1 protein-coding gene is annotated in these 688 nt (G+C 72.8%); it reads right to left on the bottom strand.

All coding sequences use genetic code 11. The features are described 5' to 3' along the window. Positions 1-688: aldehyde dehydrogenase family protein (locus IEZ10_RS38495; protein WP_189251422.1), on the bottom strand; the 688-nt coding region annotated here is incomplete at both ends.

Genomic DNA, 688 nt, shown 5'->3' with positions numbered 1-688 from the left:
CCGCCGTCGTTGGTGAAGATCGCCGTGCCGTTGCCGTACTCGCCGTCGTTGATCAGCTTCAGCCCCTCGGCGTAGGAGGAGACCCGCACGATCGCCAGGACCGGGCCGAAGATCTCCTCGGTGTGCACCCGCGAGCCCGGCGGCACGTGGTCCAGCACGGTCGGGCCGAGCCAGAAACCCGGGGTGTCGGCGGCGGCGCCGCCGCCCAGGACCGGGGTCCGCCGGCCGTCGACGACCAGGGTGGCGCCCTCGGCCACGCCCGTCTCGAGGTAGGAGGCGACCTTGTCGCGGTGCACCTCGGTGACCAGCGGCCCCATCTGGGAGGCGGGGTCGTCGCCGGGGCCGACCGTCAGCTTCTCGACCCGGGAGACGATCTTGTCGACCAGTTCGTCGCCGACCGGGTCGACGGCCAGCACGACGGAGATCGCCATGCACCGCTCCCCGGCCGAACCGAAGCCCGCCGACACCGCCGCGTCCGCCACCAGGTCCAGGTCGGCGTCGGGCAGCACCAGCATGTGGTTCTTGGCGCCGCCCAGCGCCTGGACCCGCTTGCCGTGCGCGGTGCCGGTCTCGTAGACGTACCGGGCGATGGGCGTGGAGCCGACGAACGAGACCGCCCGCACGTCCGGGTGCTCCAGCAGCCGGTCCACCGCCGCCTTGTCGCCCTGGACGACGTTGAAGACGCCGT

It is taken from the genome of Streptosporangium pseudovulgare (assembly GCF_014648055.1).
In the GTDB taxonomy this organism is placed as follows: Bacteria; Actinomycetota; Actinomycetes; order Streptosporangiales; family Streptosporangiaceae; genus Streptosporangium; species Streptosporangium pseudovulgare.
The sequence above is the reverse complement of the archived record's forward strand: the minus strand, read 5'-3'. Positions and strand labels throughout refer to the sequence as shown.